26 protein-coding genes and 1 tRNA gene are annotated in these 16,046 nt (G+C 59.7%); 17 read left to right on the forward strand and 10 right to left on the reverse strand.

The window, feature by feature from the left end:
• Window positions 1–153 precede the first annotated feature (153 nt).
• From CXY91_RS10180 to CXY91_RS10215, 8 genes are all read right to left on the reverse strand, one after another.
• Window positions 154–504, reverse strand: coding sequence for a hypothetical protein (locus CXY91_RS10180; protein ID WP_100961001.1), 351 nt, complete (start codon window positions 502–504; stop codon window positions 154–156).
• The gene (locus CXY91_RS10185) at window positions 501–749 is read right to left on the reverse strand and encodes a hypothetical protein (RefSeq protein ID WP_210202602.1); all 249 of its coding nucleotides are present in this window, start codon (window positions 747–749) and stop codon (window positions 501–503) included. Before CXY91_RS10185 ends, CXY91_RS10180 begins: the two co-directional genes overlap by 4 nt.
• Window positions 746–1,825 carry a DNA polymerase III subunit beta gene (gene dnaN / locus CXY91_RS10190; protein WP_100961005.1) on the reverse strand — a complete coding sequence of 360 codons (1,080 nt, stop codon included), beginning with the start codon at window positions 1,823–1,825 and terminating at the stop codon, window positions 746–748. Before dnaN ends, CXY91_RS10185 begins: the two co-directional genes overlap by 4 nt.
• Before the next feature lie 155 nt (window positions 1,826–1,980).
• Window positions 1,981–2,754, reverse strand: a complete 774-nt coding sequence (locus CXY91_RS10195) for a hypothetical protein (RefSeq protein WP_100961007.1) — start codon at window positions 2,752–2,754, stop codon at window positions 1,981–1,983.
• An 80-nt stretch (window positions 2,755–2,834) separates the two neighbouring features.
• On the reverse strand, window positions 2,835–3,440 hold the full coding sequence (locus tag CXY91_RS10200; protein ID WP_100961009.1) for a DUF669 domain-containing protein: 606 nt from the start codon (window positions 3,438–3,440) through the stop codon (window positions 2,835–2,837).
• A 134-nt stretch (window positions 3,441–3,574) separates the two neighbouring features.
• The gene (locus CXY91_RS10205; protein WP_100961011.1) at window positions 3,575–4,405 is read right to left on the reverse strand and encodes an ATP-binding protein; all 831 of its coding nucleotides are present in this window, start codon (window positions 4,403–4,405) and stop codon (window positions 3,575–3,577) included.
• Between the two features lie 60 nt (window positions 4,406–4,465).
• Window positions 4,466–5,323 (reverse strand): hypothetical protein, encoded by an 858-nt coding sequence (locus CXY91_RS10210; protein WP_158673345.1) that lies wholly within the window; start codon window positions 5,321–5,323, stop codon window positions 4,466–4,468.
• 11 nt (window positions 5,324–5,334) lie between these two features.
• Window positions 5,335–5,565, reverse strand: coding sequence for a hypothetical protein (locus tag CXY91_RS10215; RefSeq protein ID WP_100961015.1), 231 nt, complete (start codon window positions 5,563–5,565; stop codon window positions 5,335–5,337).
• A 224-nt stretch (window positions 5,566–5,789) separates the two neighbouring features.
• Between CXY91_RS10215 and CXY91_RS10220 the strand changes: the two genes are divergently transcribed.
• Window positions 5,790–5,999, forward strand: a complete 210-nt coding sequence (locus tag CXY91_RS10220) for a helix-turn-helix domain-containing protein (RefSeq protein ID WP_100961886.1) — start codon at window positions 5,790–5,792, stop codon at window positions 5,997–5,999.
• Window positions 6,000–6,039: 40 nt separating this feature from the next.
• Here the strand turns inward: CXY91_RS10220 and CXY91_RS30120 are convergent, their stop codons facing one another.
• Window positions 6,040–6,318, reverse strand: a complete 279-nt coding sequence (locus CXY91_RS30120; protein ID WP_158673346.1) for a hypothetical protein — start codon at window positions 6,316–6,318, stop codon at window positions 6,040–6,042.
• A gap of 139 nt (window positions 6,319–6,457) precedes the next feature.
• On the opposite strand from CXY91_RS30120, the gene CXY91_RS10225 reads away from it, so the two are divergent.
• From CXY91_RS10225 to CXY91_RS10250, 9 genes are all read left to right on the forward strand, one after another.
• A complete protein-coding gene (locus CXY91_RS10225; RefSeq protein WP_100961017.1) occupies window positions 6,458–6,886 on the forward strand; it encodes a helix-turn-helix domain-containing protein in 429 nt (142 codons plus the stop codon).
• Between the two features lie 91 nt (window positions 6,887–6,977).
• Window positions 6,978–7,334: a hypothetical protein gene (locus CXY91_RS30125; protein ID WP_158673347.1), complete on the forward strand. Its 357-nt coding sequence runs from the start codon at window positions 6,978–6,980 to the stop codon at window positions 7,332–7,334.
• The gene (locus tag CXY91_RS30130; protein ID WP_158673348.1) at window positions 7,331–7,540 is read left to right on the forward strand and encodes a hypothetical protein; all 210 of its coding nucleotides are present in this window, start codon (window positions 7,331–7,333) and stop codon (window positions 7,538–7,540) included. The genes CXY91_RS30125 and CXY91_RS30130 overlap by 4 nt, the downstream gene beginning before the upstream one ends.
• The gene (locus tag CXY91_RS10230) at window positions 7,537–9,519 is read left to right on the forward strand and encodes a DEAD/DEAH box helicase (protein WP_158673349.1); all 1,983 of its coding nucleotides are present in this window, start codon (window positions 7,537–7,539) and stop codon (window positions 9,517–9,519) included. The genes CXY91_RS30130 and CXY91_RS10230 overlap by 4 nt, the downstream gene beginning before the upstream one ends.
• Window positions 9,520–9,561: 42 nt before the next feature.
• Window positions 9,562–9,918 (forward strand): hypothetical protein, encoded by a 357-nt coding sequence (locus CXY91_RS10235; protein WP_100961022.1) that lies wholly within the window; start codon window positions 9,562–9,564, stop codon window positions 9,916–9,918.
• Window positions 9,915–10,217, forward strand: a complete 303-nt coding sequence (locus CXY91_RS30135) for a hypothetical protein (RefSeq protein ID WP_158673350.1) — start codon at window positions 9,915–9,917, stop codon at window positions 10,215–10,217. The genes CXY91_RS10235 and CXY91_RS30135 overlap by 4 nt, the downstream gene beginning before the upstream one ends.
• 56 nt (window positions 10,218–10,273) lie before the next feature.
• Window positions 10,274–10,651, forward strand: coding sequence for a hypothetical protein (locus CXY91_RS10240; protein WP_100961024.1), 378 nt, complete (start codon window positions 10,274–10,276; stop codon window positions 10,649–10,651).
• The gene (locus tag CXY91_RS10245) at window positions 10,651–11,205 is read left to right on the forward strand and encodes a sigma-70 family RNA polymerase sigma factor (RefSeq protein ID WP_100961026.1); all 555 of its coding nucleotides are present in this window, start codon (window positions 10,651–10,653) and stop codon (window positions 11,203–11,205) included. Before CXY91_RS10240 ends, CXY91_RS10245 begins: the two co-directional genes overlap by 1 nt.
• Window positions 11,205–11,483, forward strand: a complete 279-nt coding sequence (locus tag CXY91_RS10250) for a hypothetical protein (RefSeq protein ID WP_100961028.1) — start codon at window positions 11,205–11,207, stop codon at window positions 11,481–11,483. The genes CXY91_RS10245 and CXY91_RS10250 overlap by 1 nt, the downstream gene beginning before the upstream one ends.
• A gap of 1 nt (window position 11,484) precedes the next feature.
• Here CXY91_RS10250 and CXY91_RS10255 read toward each other — a convergent pair whose 3' ends face one another.
• Complete coding sequence (locus tag CXY91_RS10255) at window positions 11,485–11,688, reverse strand: hypothetical protein (protein ID WP_100961030.1); 204 nt, start codon at window positions 11,686–11,688, stop codon at window positions 11,485–11,487.
• A gap of 95 nt (window positions 11,689–11,783) precedes the next feature.
• On the opposite strand from CXY91_RS10255, the gene CXY91_RS10260 reads away from it, so the two are divergent.
• The 7 genes from CXY91_RS10260 to CXY91_RS30140 all read left to right on the forward strand — a co-directional run bounded on the left by CXY91_RS10260 (window position 11,784) and on the right by CXY91_RS30140 (window position 15,966).
• The gene (locus tag CXY91_RS10260; protein ID WP_100961032.1) at window positions 11,784–12,215 is read left to right on the forward strand and encodes a GIY-YIG nuclease family protein; all 432 of its coding nucleotides are present in this window, start codon (window positions 11,784–11,786) and stop codon (window positions 12,213–12,215) included.
• 190 nt (window positions 12,216–12,405) lie between these two features.
• The gene (locus CXY91_RS10265) at window positions 12,406–12,873 is read left to right on the forward strand and encodes a VRR-NUC domain-containing protein (RefSeq protein WP_158673351.1); all 468 of its coding nucleotides are present in this window, start codon (window positions 12,406–12,408) and stop codon (window positions 12,871–12,873) included.
• Window positions 12,874–12,976: 103 nt separating this feature from the next.
• Window positions 12,977–13,879, forward strand: a complete 903-nt coding sequence (locus CXY91_RS10270) for a hypothetical protein (RefSeq protein ID WP_100961036.1) — start codon at window positions 12,977–12,979, stop codon at window positions 13,877–13,879.
• Between the two features lie 1,155 nt (window positions 13,880–15,034).
• The gene (locus CXY91_RS10275; RefSeq protein ID WP_100961038.1) at window positions 15,035–15,283 is read left to right on the forward strand and encodes a hypothetical protein; all 249 of its coding nucleotides are present in this window, start codon (window positions 15,035–15,037) and stop codon (window positions 15,281–15,283) included.
• A 121-nt stretch (window positions 15,284–15,404) separates the two neighbouring features.
• Window positions 15,405–15,480, forward strand: a tRNA-Thr gene (locus CXY91_RS10280).
• A 97-nt stretch (window positions 15,481–15,577) separates the two neighbouring features.
• Window positions 15,578–15,766, forward strand: coding sequence for a hypothetical protein (locus tag CXY91_RS10285; protein WP_100961040.1), 189 nt, complete (start codon window positions 15,578–15,580; stop codon window positions 15,764–15,766).
• Between the two features lie 50 nt (window positions 15,767–15,816).
• Window positions 15,817–15,966, forward strand: a complete 150-nt coding sequence (locus tag CXY91_RS30140) for a hypothetical protein (RefSeq protein ID WP_158673352.1) — start codon at window positions 15,817–15,819, stop codon at window positions 15,964–15,966.
• Window positions 15,967–16,046: the final 80 nt, after the last annotated feature.

A 16,046-nucleotide genomic window follows, 5' to 3' on the forward strand; every position in this document is an offset into this window, starting at 1 on the left:
CGTCGTACTCTTCGTACTCAGACCAGCCGCAGTGACAGCCATACGGCCCGAAAATGACGCCGACCCCGACGTCAACCTCATCACGTCCGCAGGTGTCACCGCAGCGAGGACACACGCCCTCACTGGTCATTTCCTCGTGGCGACGCGCCGTCATCAGTTGACCGTGTACGTCTTGTGCGGGTCCACATCCGCCGTCGTGCCCTGCGCTGGCGGAATGCCGCCCACGCGCACTTCGGGCGACCATTTCCGCTCAAACGGAATGACCTTCACGTCGCCCGTCTCGCGGCGCCAAAAATCCCAGCCCGCCACCCCGTCCCGCGCCTGCGGGGGCTTGGGATAAAGCACCTCCCAAATCTTGCGCGCCGTTTCGTCGTCAGCGCGGATGAAAAACGTGTGCGGGTTAGCGAAGAAATTATCGCGTTGCGCTTCAGTCAGAAACGGCAACTGCTCCCATTCAACGTTCATCAGCTTGCGGAGGAAGTTGTGCGCGAATTCAAAGGTCATCGGGCCATCTCCTTGTTGTACTGACGCAGGCAAGCAACAGAGCTCGACCATTTTGGTCGCGTCATGCGCTCAACGATCGTCGGATAATCCTGCATTGGCGCGCTACGCAGCGCCTCGTGCAGGTCTTCGTCTGGCATTATGCCGCGCCGCTTCAACTCGTCTTCAAAGTCGTCGTCATCGCACTCTCTGAAAACGTCGCGGATATCGACTTCGGCCCGGACATAAACTGTGCTGTAGGCCATCACGACACGCGCATCGGCATCAGGGCGCAGAGCATGGGGCCGCCCGCATCAATCACGGCAGGGCTACTGGCGTCGTTCAAGCGCAGCAGAACGCTTTCGTCACCGAAGGTGCCGAGCACGTCGCGTAGATACGAGGCGTTGAATCCGATCTCCAGCGGCTCGGCATCATAACCAACTGCAAGCTCGTCTTCGGCTGAGCCCTCGTCGCTCTTGACAGACAGGGCCAAGGAGCCGTCCGCAAACGATAGCTTCACAGACCTGCCGCGCTCGCTCGAGATCGTCGACACGCGATCGGCAGCGGCGAACAAGGCGGCACGATCAACAGACGCGACCTTGGCGTTATCGCGGGGAATAACGCGCTGATAGTCGGGATATGTTGCGTCAATAACCTTAGACACCACCTCAAGCGCGTCCGACACAAAGCGAACCTTCGTGCTGGAAATGCTGACGTCGATCTCGCCGGGGGGCACTAGGCCGACAACCTTGCGCGGGACGATGACGCCGGGGAAGCTTTCAGCGGCGGCACCGTCATGTTGCGCGAGGCGATGCCCATCCGTCGCCACGGCCCGCAGCTTACCATCCACGGCGTGCAGGTAGATACCGTTCAGATAGAAGCGGGTCTCTTCCGTCGAGATGGCGAACGAAACCGGCTTGAACAGCGCCGCCAGGTCGGTTGTGAAGGTTGTCGTGAACTCGCCAACCGTGATGTCGGGGAAGTCCTCTGCGGGTAGCGTCGGGAGCTTGAACCGGCTACGGCCCGATTTCACAATCAGATTGTTAGGCTCGATGCTGATGGAAACATCAGCGCCGGTCGGAAGTTTGCGAACGATGTCGCCGAGCTTGCTAGCAGACACCGTAACGGCTCCGCCCTCAGCTACTTTAGCCGCCCCGCGGTTAGTAATCCTGATATCAAGATCCGTGCCAGTAACGCTGACGGAGCCGTCGGTGATGCCGTCCGCTGACGGCGTCACGGCAAGCAGAACGTTGCCGAGGACTGGAATGGTATTCCGGGCTTCGACCACCTTAGTGACCGGACCCAATAGGCGCAGCAGTTCGCTGCGCTCGAAAGACGCGCGCATTTGGTGTTCCTGTGATGTGAGGGGGCTACTGCGCGCGGTGCGCGGCGCAGTAGTTGGAATTAGCGGTTGGCGGCCAGGTAGGCGAACCAGCCCATAAACAGACCGCCAGTAACAATGCCGACCGATGCAACAAGTGCTTCAGGCCAACTCATACCTCACCCCCGCTCATTCGTAACTTTGACGCCGCGGGGCAGGTTGCCCTTGAGCTTGCGATAGTCGCGCGCCGCGCTAAGCAGGGCGTCCGCAACCTTGGCCGGCACCGCCCCTCCCAGCGCTATTAACTCCGCCAGCACCAACGGCGCGTCGATCACCTCCAAGACCTCGCTGGTGCGAAGAGTGAACGCGCGGCCCAATCCGCCACCGATGCGCGCCTTGACGTCGCGTTCGGCTCGAGCAGCTGCCAGGCTCGTCACCTTGTAGTCTGCGAAGGCGTCATTGGCCTCGCCGATCGCGTCGCCGACGTCGGTGAATTCGCCTTCCGACGCGTTGGCGATGGCTTCCTGTTCCCGGGCCTCCGCCTCCCGCGCCACGCGCTCGGCTTCACGCGCTGCAACCCGGAGCGCTTCGGCTTCCGCGGCCTTGCGCTTTTCCTCCGCAAGCGCGAACGCCGCCATGCGGGACTGCAGCTCGTCCTTCAACTTGCCAAGCGGCCCGCTAACTTCCTTGAAGCCGGCGTTGATGCTCTTGACCTGTTCGTTCAGGGGGCGGACCTGGCTATCGCGGTCCTCTTCCATTTCGTCCAAGGAAATCTTGGCGCGATCCCAGAACAGTTTGGCCTCTCGCGCCGTGTCTTCACTCTGAATGACCGGCGTTTCCGCAAGGAAACCAGAGACGTCGCGGTAAGTTGACCAAGCGTGGTCCTTCGTATTCGGCGGTTCGTTATTCCCCGGAACCGCACGGGGGTTGTGCGCGTTGTCGACCTGCGCCATATAGCGCACTCCTTTGCTACGGTAAGGGGGAACGGGCGGCGACTGCTATCTTGCAGGACTGAAGTCGCCGCCCGTCGACTTTACTTCTTGGACCAGGGCTTCGCCTTGGCAGGCGCGGCGGTAGCCGCCTGGCGGTTGTCGTTGTTGGCAGGCTTGGGGGCTGATGCCGTCTCGCCGCGGTCGAACAGATACTCGCGAATGACGTTTTCCATTTCGCCAGTGTCTTTGCGTGCCTTGACGCCGACCTTCACGCTGAACGTCTTGAAATGGAGCTCTTCGCTGTCGGAAAGCTCAAGCACGCCAGTCGCTCGGCGCAGGCCGGCGAAGTCGCGCTGACCGATTTCCTGCGCTGTCTCGTTCTTATTCTCGAGGTTGTAATTGATGTAGAACGGTCGACCGTCGTAGTCACCGCCGACGATCTGCGCCTTGCACTTCAGGATCATGCCGGAACCGCTTGCTGTAGCAACGTAATCGCTTTCGACAATCTCCATCTGGTATTCACCGGCCGGGAGCGGCGTATAGCCAAAACTCGGTTCGGCATCCGGATTATAAGAACCTGCAATACTCGCCATTTTGGGCAACGCTCCTTCGTTTACCGCCGTAGCGGTATTGTTTATCGCTGATTTGTAATTCAGTTGGGCCCCCGGGCCGCCGCTTTTTTTGTTGGCGCGGTCGTTGCCGCACATTTTTTAATCGTTACAAAAACGTTATACGCGAGCAAGTGTCTTTTGTGCAACTTGCATACAATTCGCTTACAAACGTTCGTTCCAGTCAATTTCCGTAATGAATGGACGTTCAAACATTACGTAACGGAATCTGGTTAAGCTGCGGCGCGGGCCGTATTGTTGTCGTTGTCGAACTTGATATGCTTCGACAGTTCGGCGAACCCTTGCCCCGCCTTGTAGGTAATCACGCCGGGCATGCTCATTCGGTTCTTGGCTAGAAACCCGGCCCGTTCGTCCGTGTAGATCAAACGTTCCTCGCCAGATTTACCCTCCGGCCTGGTCTCCTTCTTCGCGCCAAAGCCCTTGCCGTCGACCGTCTTGAGCGTGTGGCGACGGTTGAGGAACAGCAAAGCGTCACTCTTCTCGGTAACGATATCGACTGCCCGCTTCTGCAGTTTCGGCTTGTAGCGGTCATACGAATCCACGAGCGGATCGTTGAACGTCTTGGCCTCGCTGTGCAGGATGAAGATGACGTATAGGCCGGAGCGCGCCACAGCGCCCGCCGCCGCCATGACGTCGCGCCACTCGTCATCGGCAGCCAGATATCCCTTGCCGAATGCGGTCGGGGATCCCTTGTCGTTGCTGTCGATGGAGTCCCACCCCTGGCGCTTGCAGGTCGCCGCCCACAGCATGGGCTCGAATGCGTCGACGCTATCCACTACAACGGTCTTGAAGTCGTGCTCGCCAGACAGCAGCTGAGAAAAGTAGCCCTCGTCCGGGTCCATCAGGTCGGCGAACGACTCGATAGGCGCAGGTGTGAAGTCCACGCCGTCAGGCGGCGCCTCACCGTCGGTGTAGAGATACAGCGGACTTGGGAACTCAAGCGCAAGACTGGTCTTGCCGACGCCGCCGGTCCCGTACATCGACAGCACGGGAGGGTGGCCACGGCCTGACTGCTTTCGCAGTGTGTTGAGCGCGATTGCCAATTAGTGCTCCTTTTTAAACCCCGGCGGCGCTAACCGCCGGGTGGTGGTGGTCGGGGTTGATCAAGCGGCAAGCTTCGCGCGAAGGTCACTCAGGCGCTGCTCGAGCTCGTCGATCTCAGCCAGAATGGGCGCGTTGTCGTTGCTGGCTTTCGCTGTGCCAGGCGGGACGACTGTGAGTTCGTAGGCTCCGCACCACTCAGACGCTTCATCAATGTCGGTAGCGCCAACATAGCCGACCAAGTAGGGATGAATTTCCGTCTGGTCGTCGTGCAGCACGATCCCGATTTCACCGTTGTCTGTTCGGACCCAGTCGCCGACCTTGATGGTGATTGGCTCGAAATAGCTCGCTCCTAACCCGTTCTCGTCCCCCTCGTCATCAGAGACAACGCCTAGGCGGCTATCTTCGGAATCGTAATACCGAACGACGTACTCCTTGCCCTTGGTGAACTGGCCTGGGTAGTCCCGCACGCAACGAACCCGATCACCCACCTTGAACGTTACGGTTGCCGAGGCAACGGGCTCGTCCACCCATTCGGCGATCAGGTCGCACGCTGCAATTTCCGGTCGCCTATCTCCAACGTGATACAAGCCTTCTGTGGTCCACGATGTAACGAAGTCGCCCACCTTCTGTGGCGCAGTCCACGCGTATTCACGGCTGCCGCCGCCGCTGCCGCGGACCATCGGCCCGACCTTACGGCCATCTCGCGTCTTGTAGAACTTGCCCGCCTGGATGGTGAGAGCGGGGGCGTTGGCGATTAACTCAAGCTCCCGCTCATAATAGGTCCAGGAGTACGAACCCTCCCCGTCGACACGCACCGCGTGACGTGTGTCTTCGATCGACGTGATGACGCCCTCGTTCGGATCGAAGGTGAAATCACCGTTCGTGCGCACCCGATCCCCAACCTTAAACTTGCTCATCATTCCCTCCCTCAGTTCAAAGCCGCATTGGCCGCAGCCAAGTGCTCAGCCTCGCAGCAACAGCCTCCGTCGCAATCGTCGTCGTGATAAAGTTCTTCCGGGTAGAACCAGCGCGTGCGGATCTCGCCGCCTGGCAGTTCGTAAGCGACCTTGAACATCTGGCCGCGCTCGTCGATCCGGTCACCGACAATGGCGCCCTCCACGAAGGTCGCCACCTGATCGCCAATCATGAATTCCTGCATTTTTTCCTCCAGGCAAAAGCTTCGCTTCGCGGCCAAGGCCACGGTTAAAAAACACACTGTTGGAAACTGGGTAGGCGTAGGCTGCTGTGCGCTCGTCGCGCACCGAAAGGTTGTTTTATTCAGCCGTGTTGCTACCCTTGTACGCGTCTGTGCCTTCCGGCTGGTACGCTGTCAATATGCACTTGTACGGTGTACCGGCCTTGATCCACCCAGTTCAGATCCGCATGGCGCGGGCCGCCCTTAAGCTCGGCGTCCGTGAACTCGCGGAAAAATGCGGGCTAGCAGCGAATACCATCAGCCTTATTGAGAATGGCGGCACGGCCAAAACCACGTCGCTTGTAGCTATCGAGCGCGCACTTTCAGCGTGCGGCGTCACATTTTTGCCACCAAACAAGGACGGCCCCGGCATACGCGTCACCCCTCAACCAGACTAACCTTCCTACGTATAGGATCACAATCCTAAGTCAGAAGGAGTCAGGAGAGGCATGCCAAACGCGGCAGAGTCACAAGATGCGATTGCGTCGGATCCGTGCTCCAGCTCACCTGATGAGGCATGCGCTTTTGAATTACCTCGATGTTGTCATTGACCGCGCCACGCACCGCCCCTTTACGGAAAGCGCTCGGAATAAGGCGCCTTGCCGTGTTGCGAACCGTGTCGTCATTCAAGCCAAGAGCACGGGCGATGACAGCGGCGCTTTCGCCGCCGGCCGCGCGTCTGGTAATCTCGGCGCGGTCATGTTCCGTGGTCGCCATCGCTCTCGCCATATCAAAGCACCTCACGTTAACCGTGGAATCGTTATAGCGAATCCTAATTTGGATTGTCAAGCGAAACCTAATTGCAATTCGCTAGTTGATGCGTTATTGCGCCGCACACAGAGTTAGGAGTTGATCCATGTCAATGAACTTCGGCGAGCTCATTCGCTACGTGCGCGAGGTGCGCGGAATGGAATCCACTGAGTTGGCAGCTGCAGTCGGGTTAAGCCAGGGACGGATTTACCAGGTCGAAACCAACCAGGGCGGCCTACCGCGAAACTGGTGGAAGATCGTCGACGCTCTGAGGATCCCGCGCGCGACCGCCATTAAGTCGATGCCGCGCGCCATGGCTCTTAGCGCACTTGCTGCCCTCGAGCGGGCGGGGGAGCCGAACCCGCTGAAGACCGAGGGGCAGATCGAGGTTTTGCTCGCCGGAGCCGATACCTTCGACGTAAACAGCTTCATCGACCCTGACGACGTCAAACTGCCGAATTGGAAACCAAGCCCAACCGACAGCGCGCGCGCCGAGAACAAGCCAAGCGCTAGCGCTTCCAAAAATAAATTATAAATCGCTATTGCAAGACGAATTAGGAATCGCTATAACGGCCGCATCGAAACCGATGCGGCCGTTTTTCATGGGCCGCGAAAGGGGAGCGGTCATGGTCAAAAACAAAACGTCTATGCGGCAGGCGCCGCAGTATATCCGCAACTGGTGGTCTCGCACCGGCCTTGAGGCCGCTATCCAGCGCGCCGTTGAAATCGGCTATTCGTGGGAGGAGGCGCACGCCAGACTCTCTGCAATGTACACACGCTGGTTTGACGCTGGCATGCGCGGCATGAACCCGTTGCTGCGATTAGTTTCTCGGGTCTGTGCGGAGCGCGCCATTTCCTCTTACCGTTCTGGCGCTGAATTTGCGCGTCTGGTCATGGGCGGCGTACCGTGCCTGACGGTTAGTTTGGGTGGCGGCCGGTGGAGTAGTTATCTTCCCGAGTCGCGTTTCACGGTGCGGTCATGACCGCGCCCCGCATCGTCAACCCAACGCAGCGCAGCTTCAACTCAGCCATCCGCGCCGCGCAGGTGTGGCTCATGGCTGACGCGCCAGCGCGCGCTCTCGAGGCCCTGCGCATTGCGCTTGGTCACGCCAACCGTTTGAGCCCGGCCGCACGCAAAATGGTTCTGCGTGTCATGTGCTGGATTCGGCAGAAGGAGAGGATGGCGTGAGCGCGCTTCGTCCGTATCAGGTCACGGCTATTGATAGCGCCCTTGCGGCGCTATCAAACAGCGGTAGCGCGGTCCTGCAGATGCCGACGGGCGCGGGCAAGACGCGGGCGGCTACTGAGATTGTTCGCAATGAACCCGGCACAGTTTGGTTCATCTGCCACCGCCAGGAAATCGAGCGACAAGCCTCGGCTGCGTTCGCGGCGGCTGGTATCGGCCACGGCATTATCTCGCCGCGGGGTGCACCTGAATATAGTAAGCGCGTGCAGGTCGTCTCTGTTGCCACGCTTGCCCGTCGGCTCGCGGACCTTCCGCCGCCCGCGCTGGTCATCTGGGATGAGTGTCACCACGTCGCAGCCAAGTCTTGGTCCGCAATTCGCGAGCAGCTTGCCAGCGCCAAGCACCTCGGACTGACGGCGACCCCTGAAAGGTTGGACGGCAAGGGTTTGGCTGAATGGTTCGCCGAGCTTGTGGTCGGGCCGTCAACGCGTGAGCTTATCGACGCGGGCTACCTGTCCGACTTCCGCTATTTCGCTCCAAGCGAGCCGGACCTGACCGGCGCCAAACTACGGGCCGGGGATTACCGCAAGGAAGACGTGGCTAAGGCCATGAACGCGCCCGTTCTCATCGGGGACGCTATAGCCGAATACCGCGCCAAGGCGGACGGGAAGAGGGCGCTTGTGTTTTGCGCTGGCGTTGAAGCCAGCAAGGCGCTCGTTGAGCGGTTCAATGCGGAAGGTATCCCGGCTCTCCATGTCGACGGGACGACGCCGGCCACCGAACGAGACGAGGCCGTAGCGCAACTGGCGTCTGGCGAAATCAAGGTTTTGTCCAACGTGGATGTTTTCACGGAAGGCTTTGACCTCCCGGCGATCGACGCCGTCATTTTGCTGCGCCCGACGAAGAGCCTGGCGCTGTTCCTCCAGATGATCGGGCGGGTTCTGCGTCGCGCGGATGGTAAGTCGGAGGCGCTGATTTTCGATCACGCAGGGTTGTGGTTGGACCACGACTGGTTTGACCTGCCCACCACCTGGTCGCTGGACGGCGGCGCTCGTAGCCGGCGGCTGGCTGGACGTGCGCACGGCCCGCGCCGTTGCCCTGAATGCAAGGAAGTTCGCGCTGAGCGGGCACCTGTGTGCGACTGCGGATACGAGTTTCCTACCGGGAGAGAGATCGGTGAGTACGACGGCGATCTGCGCGAGATGCGGGGTATCGTGCCGGAGGGGTGTGTAACTCTTGTAGAATTTGCCAACAGCAGGAACGAAAAATACGGAACTGTCAAACATTGGCCTAAGATGGGGATGCCTATGGTCGGTCGTTACGTCCCTAAAGTTGAGGCGGATAACTGGGTGGATACTCACCCATCACTTAGGCGCTCGCCGGATAAAACAAGCGAATTCGTCTCAAAGCGCGCATTCGCCAAGATGGTCGGCGGGAGCGGGTCGGCGTGGGTTATAGCGCTACAGCGAAGGGGGCTGCCTGCGGCCCACAACGGGTGGGTTCCAGTCCAAGAGGGGCTGGCTTGGATGGCCGAACTTAACTCCGACAGAATTCCACCATTAGGGGTGGACGACCCAGAGAACTACGAAAGTCGGTCGAGTTTTGGTGTCAGATGCGGATACAGCGCAGGAATAGTCCCGTACTGGGAGAAGATGGGGCTCGTCACTGCTAGAAACGGGTGGGTACATGTACCAACGGGGCTAGTTTGGGTTTCCGAAAATATTGCTGGCAATCGAAGTAGACCTCGTAACGTTGAAGACGTAGGCGCATATGAGAGCTTTTCGTCGTTCCATAGACGCATAGGGATTGCTTATAAGCGCGCAAAGCAGATGCAAGAGCATCTTCCTCGCGCCTCCAACGGCTGGGTCCACATCCAGAAGGGTCTCGAATGGGTCCGCGACAATACCTCGATCGAGATACCGCCAGAGGCCTGGCCTTCGGCGAACGACAACGACGCTGCTGGCGATAGCGCAGCAGCGTAACCCCACCACCCGCGGCAGAGGCCGCATAACCTGGAGGACGACATGCTCACAGAACTGATTGAAAAGGCCGCGTCTAGGTACGTTGAGATTACGGTTTCCGCTAGGGAGCACTTCACGCGAAAGCACAGGTGGCGCGCATCCGTAAAGCCGTACTCCACGGTCTACATGTCTTCTGAGCTTCCGACGTTCTCGTTTGACGCGTCGGGCACGAGCGCGGAGGAATTGAGAAGCAACCTCGTTCGCATGCTCGATTTGTTCGAGCCGATTATCGCGCACCGAGAGACGTACATGCAGGAACAGGACCGCGTTCGCCTGGCGCGTCGTGCGGAATACGTCAAGGCCAACCCCGTTCTTCTCGACGGCGGGTATCTCGTGCCGAACATGGGGGCCGCCCTATGAACCGTCGATCGTTCTTCGCCCTCGTCCCGGCCACAGTTCTTGCTCCGGTTGCTGCGGCGTCCGTCGCAGCGGTGGGTGACGGGCACTTTGTCCCCGACGACACGCCATATGTCGATCGCGCCGAGTTTCGAAAGATGGTGTCCTCGGCGCGATCGACACGAGGGCGCGATGCCATCCGCCTTCATCGGTCGATGGAGGAAGTCATTCAAAAAGATGGATGGGTGCTTCGCTATCCGATGGTCGACACGCTCGTCGTCAATGGACGGGCGGTGGCAATCAGTCGTTCACCGACCTTCTAGTCATAACCACTTAAGGCGGCTGCGCCAGCGCCGCCTTAGTCACCAAGGACATCACCATGCTCAAAGCAATCAAGCAGGCGCTGGGGCTCGCCCCCAAGACCATGGAAATCGCCGTCACCATCCCGTCCTATGACCCCAAGTATCGGCCTGTCCGGCATATTAAAGCGGGCGATCGGGTCATCTACCGGGCCGGAGTTAATGCAGACCTCCCGCACCCGTTGGACGAGGAGACCGGGACGGTCGAATACATCGGGGTGCCCGATAAGGCCCGCGTCGGGGATGACGGGTTCTACGACGTGCCGGTTTTTGTCCATTTCGACGACCCCTCTGTTCGGGTACCGGACGCATACGGGCGCCATCGATCAATCAACTCCCGCAACCTCGTCACGCTTGTCGATTGGCTGGTTGAGCGCGAACTGAAGAGGGCTGCCTGATGGCTATCTTCGTCTCCGCCCAACCCGCCAACGACAATCGCCCCGCCAGTTTTGACCAGGCGATGCTGGCCTATCTCCCCAGCCTCGCCAACCTAGCCAAAAAGCTGCGCCCGACTGCGAGCCGACAGGACCGCGAAGACCTTGTGCAGGCCACGCTGTGCAAGGCGTTCGAAACCTGGCGCAGCTACCGCACCGACAAGAGTCCGTACACGTGGCTCCGGTTCATCATGCGCAGTCAGAGCCGTGACGACCTCGAGCGCCGGCAGAAGGCCGCAGACTTCAAGCTCAGGCTGCCTGGGGTTTCCGTGACCATCACCGAGCCCAATCAGGAACACGCCGCGGACTTGGCATTGGTCGCCGACCAAATCGCGCCGGATCTTCGCGAAGACATGCTGGACATGGCGGCCGGGGCCCTTTTGGCGGAACCCGCGGCCCGCAGGGGAATAACCCGGGAGCGAGCTCGCCAGATGTTCGAACGCGAGCGCGAACGGCTAGCATCCTTGGCCAGGCGGGCCGACACGCGACGAGACGTGGTTTGCGGGAGAGCGGCTTGATGTCGAACAACCCGCGCAGAGAGGGCAGGCGATCATTCGAGCGTGGCTATGCCACTAACCCTTATACTATCACCTACAACCGCGAAGAATGGCAGCGCGGTTACGAGGAGGCCAGTCGAGAATTCGACGCGGCCCAAGCTGCGCAAGCGGCCGAGGACGAGCGTTGGCGATACATGCCGCCTTCATGCCGCGCGCTTGACGACCTAGAACAGGCTGTCGGTGCCATCGCGGCGGAAAAGATCAAGGCATTGGTCGAGGCTATGCTGGCTGAACGCTAGTTCAGCGCCCCTTCTCCGGCCCCACCTCTTTCCGCAGAATCAGAGCCCCGTGGACAAACCATACCTCGCGCCCGGGGCGGTGCTTCAACGCCTCTTCATAGGCGGCCTTGGCCACCGAAACGTTGCAGGAACTGGCTATCCAGTCCCGCTTGCCCTCCGGCGTGATGCTGATGACTTCCCAGTCGCTGCCGATCTTGTTGCCCATAGGTGCCTCCGTGAACGGAACGGGAACATGAGCGTACTGGCGGCGGGAGTCAACGGAGCTGGCCGATAGACACCATAACAGAATAAGGAAAACAAATGTCAAAGACGTCTTATGTCTATTTCGTAGGGATGAGAGAAAAAGGTCCAGTTCTTCCCTTTTGCAAAATCGGGATGTCTGACGAGGTCAGCAAGAGACTTGCCCAGATACAATCGGGAAATCCTTACGAATGCTTCGTCTATAAGCAGATCAGGTGTTCGTCTCGGGCCGGGGCGCAGGCTATCGAAGCGGCGGCACAGGCGGATGCCGCCTCAAAATGGCGACGAGGCGAGTGGTTCAATGGCACGCCGGAGGCCATTTACCGCATGGTTGAGGCGTCGATTAAGACAAAGACGGCGGCGGCCAATGATAACATCATACCCGCGGTAAGGCGTAAACTAAGCCCCGCCAAAGTGTCTGAAATCCTGACGAGACCTAAGCCAGGCGGATTGGCCGAGAGCCTTAGAAGGCACATGGAGGCGCAGCGATAGGATTTGAATTCCCATTTACAACAGCAAGAACGCTCGCGTTCCGATTTGTAAGAGCGGCCTGTTTTTGAGATGCGAAAACAGGCCTTTTTTCAAGCGCCAAAAGCTAAATAAAATCAGATACTTATTCCTATAAATATCTCTATATAATGTATATATTTGTAATTTGTAAAAAATGAAATGGAGTGTCTAAATGGGTAGGGTTTCTTTAGCGCGTACAAATTCCAAATCCACCTCCGCAGCGCCGCTCAAGGAATGGCATCTTCAGGCGGCGCAGGTGAAGGCGCTCCGCCGCGCCCGACAGGCCGGCTGGCCAATCCGCGTTGAAGGCGACATGAACGCCGGCAGGCGAACCTTGCGCGAAACCGGCATTGCGTCGGCGACCGGTCTCAACGCTGGCGCGGCTGACGTTCGCGTCTTCCTCCCGGCTGGCAGGCTTCTCATGGTCGAGAACAAGCGTGTCGTGGACGGCAAGTCAGGGCGCTTGTCCAAGGAGCAGAAAGAGGCGCATGCGGAGTTTGCCGAGCTCGGTCACGACCTGATCGTCATCGAGGCGGACACGCCGGAAAGCGCCGCCGAGCAAATACTGGCGGCCGTGTCACTACGGCTGGGGCTCGCCGTGCCGGACTGGCGCGCGCCTGGTCTTGACAATCCAAATTAGGATTCGCTATAAAGCAAGAGTCGGGCGGTTCCGAGGGGTTGGGCATTCCCGGCCGAGAGGTAACGCTGCAGCGCCGCCCGACGCTCCCCATCAGGATATCGCTATGGCTCGTCACGGCTCCTTGGCAGAACAGCTCACCGCGTTGCTGGCCTACCGCAACCGTCCGGAAGGCCCCATTGAGCCGATGCAAAGCAACTGGACCGTGGTTCCCGCCAATGACGACATTGCGGTGAAGTCATTCAGCCACGAGCGCGACTTACGCGTGACGCCGTCAGTTGAAGAGATCATGCGCCAGGTCGAGACTGGCGATGTTGAGAAAAACGCCAAGGGCCAAACGGTCCGCATCGGCAATCTGCGCTTCAGCGACGGCACGCAGACCGAAAAGGCTTTCAAGCGCACAGGCGGGCGCTCCGTGAAGGAAGTCAATTTCGTGATGCCAGTTGGCGCCATGCTCGGATGCCGCGAGCAGGCGGATCGGGCTAGCGGTGGAAAAGGCTACGACGGCGACTACAAGCGGCGCAGCAACCAGTATTTCGCTGACACGTTCGGCGTGGACGTTCCGTCGAAGGCCAAAGGCAAGCCGCGCAAGAACGGCCCGGGGTTCAGCAAGGATGAGTTGCGCGCCATGCGCGACGAGGCGTTTGCCAACACACCCGTACTGCCGGAGGTCAAGCGCTATCCGGCTGGCCTGCCCGCGACACGGGATCTTGTGTCCGACCACTTCATCGGAATGAAGGTAGCTGCCACGGGGCAGGCGGGTGGAGCAGCCTGGCAGGATGTTAGTGGCGCGATCGTCCAGCGCGAGATTTGGGACGCTGCCCTGTCTGAGATGAAGGGCGCGGACCTTGCTGTGCTGGACAAGGCTGTTAGGGCGGATAGCTACGCTGAGGTAGGTATCGCGGCGGGGCAGACCAGCGCGTATGCGGACAAAAAGGGCGGCGGGCGTAGGCGTCTGATCGCAGCAAACGATAATCTTGCAGCGTCACTCAAAAAACATTCGGCGTAGGGTAGGGATTCCGCCGAGTTGTGCGGAGTAAGGTAAGGAGTAGTTACAGCAAAGAATTTGAATGTCCAGTTTTGAAATGGCGTGCCTGATTTTCGTCAGGGGCGAAACGCTGCCGCCGTACTTGGCCAAAAGGCTTACTGCGCAGGGCCACGACGTCGAAAGGCTGGAGGAAGAGTGCAAAACTCTTAGCCGAGAGCAGATCGAGCGCCTGTACGGCGATTGGTACGAATAGGAATTGCCAAAGAGGTGAGAACGGCCTCCTCACGCGCCCGTAAGGGCAAAGTAAGTCCCGGCGGCCTTTATGCCGGGATCAAGAGATGCGGGAATGGGCACCCCGCCTTTGGCGGTGCAGATGGGGCTTCGGCCCCATATTCCGGGTGACGAGATTTCCTCCTTTCTCTCGTCATTCCGTGATGCCGCGGGTTGAGCACGCTGCTGGTGCAGCGCAGGCCGATTGGCCGGCTCCCCGCGGCCTTGAACACCGCTGGCGCGGTTTTAAAGCTGACGACGCCAGAAGCGTCAGCATACCTATCCCACCCAGGCCGCTGGGTTCGGCGACGAGGCGCAACGTCGTAGTGTGAGGTGGGAAGCTATTTCGATCGAAGCGTCCGTGTATGCACGGCCTCGATCGATAGCGGAGTGGCAAATTCCACTCCGCGCTTATTCGCCCGAATGGGCAACGAGATGGTCAGGCGGAAATGGCGATCGTAAGCCCCGCTGCAAGGACGGTGCGCGCCCGCCCTGGCTCAGTAGTTGGCTTTGGCAGTGTCGATATACGGCTGTGCGGTCGCACCCACGGCGAGGTCGGGAGGCGCGATATGCGCCGCAACCTTGGCAACCCGGACGCTGAAAAGGTTCTGCAGGACCGTTCCATTGCCTTCTGTGTCACCGGGTACAAACCGGGCACTCGGGTTGATCGCCGAGTAGCGGCGTGGTGAAGGGCTGCTGCATGCTGGCTTGCCAGCGCATTCCCTACCCGTCTTCGATATCACCCACCGGGATCCAAGCGCATGGCAAGGGCGCTCCCGGTTGTGCTTCGGCGCGCTTGCGCTTGCCCGTTCGTTTGGGGTCCGCTGCCGCGGAAGAGCAGCGCCGCAGGATGGTCAGCGGCTACAATCATCAGGGCGCGAGCCCGTAATTCACGGAGTACGAAGTATGATGACGGCGAAGCATATCGACGAGATGGAGACAATTGTCGTCGAGTGCGTGGATGTAACTGCTCGGAAGGCGAATTCGCTTGAGAGGCACGCGGTCGAGGTTTCTGTAACCGAGCCGAACGGTGCTCAGCGCCATTTCCACTCCGGCACGGTCTACCTCATGAATTCGGCGGGAAATACTGTCTCTCAGTGGTTTTTGTCGGGGTCGACCAATAGCGCGTTGGCAGCGGTTTCGAGAGCCGCCTAACCCGCCTTCGATATTCGGCCCGTGATTCGGGCCATGTGCGCAGATTGCCGCCGGATGGCGGACGGGCGCCAAGCCAGCAGCGCCGCAGTGATAAGGCGGCACGCTGCTGGCTTCTTCTATTGCCGGCGTAGCACAACGGTAGTGCAGGCGCCCTGTAAGCGTTTCGCGTGCGGGTTCAACTCCTGCCGCCGGCTCCAAGAACCATTCTGCTCAGATCCGCGTGGTGAGCAGGCCGTGCAATCACCTTGCCTAGTGCTGGTGGCGGAAAGCGGAGTGACTTTGAAGGGATAGAACATGGACACGAACAAGGTAGCCGCCGCCTTCAACGAGTGGATGCGGCGCTATACCGAGGATCCCGCCGCCTTCGACGCTGAATTCCAGACGGTTGGCCGGTTCCTTGCCGAGCAAGCGGAAGGCAAGGAACCTTCATACGGTGATCGGTGCGTTGCCATGCTTGAGCAGCTTATGGCGGAGTCTGCCTAATGGCACGCGCTTCAATCATTCGCACACACACCGGCGGGCTAGAGCTTGCCGTGTCTGGCCAATACGTCGACCAGGCTCGTGTCATCAACATCGCCAGCAATGGCGATGAGCTCGTTGCGGTTGTGCATATCCCAGTCAAGGCGCTGACGCTGGAGGAGCGTGACAGTGTCGTGCCCTTCAAGCGGGAACGTCGTGGGTAGGTACAGCACACCCCGACCGTGGCTCGGTTGGTATAAGTTGAAGCGCTGGCTAGACAGGCGCGCCTATCAGCTTGCAGCGG

The sequence above is a fragment of the Allobosea sp. FBZP-16 genome (genome assembly GCF_002831785.1).
GTDB classification, from domain to species: Bacteria; Pseudomonadota; Alphaproteobacteria; order Rhizobiales; family Beijerinckiaceae; genus Allobosea; species Allobosea lupini.